Below are 428 nucleotides of genomic sequence, written 5' to 3' on the forward strand. Positions count from 1 at the left end.
TTCGCGATGCTGCGCGAAGTCGGCCGCGACCATCTGGCGCATTTCGGCGTGACGGCCCGTGAACGCATCTATCTGGATCGTGCGGGAGAGGTCATCCAGCGTCACCATATGCCGCAGACGCAGCTGTCCTGGGATGTTCTGTTTCGCACCTTCCACGAACTCGTTCCCCCGGATCGCTACGAGAACGGACGAAACGTTGTCGGTGCAGAGCACAGGAGCGCCGGTGTCGAGCTAAGGTACACCGACGGAACTCGCGAGCAGGCCGACGTGATCATCGGTGCCGACGGAATCGGATCGCAGATCCGCCCGACCGTCGCGGGCAGCAGATCGCATCCCACCTATGTCGGCTATGCGACCTGGCGCGGGCTCGTACCCGAACAGGCGATGCCGAAGATCGCGGCGCAGACCTTGTTCGAGCGCTTTGCTTT

General features: G+C 62.9%; 1 pseudogene. It reads left to right on the forward strand.

Features of this window, described 5'->3' with window-relative positions:
• A pseudogene (locus AACY45_RS28860) lies at positions 1-428 on the forward strand (hypothetical protein); the annotation flags it as partial.

Origin of the sequence: Pseudomonas sp. RA_35y_Pfl2_P32, assembly GCF_963970735.1 — a bacterium.
Classification (GTDB): Bacteria; Pseudomonadota; Gammaproteobacteria; order Pseudomonadales; family Pseudomonadaceae; genus Aquipseudomonas.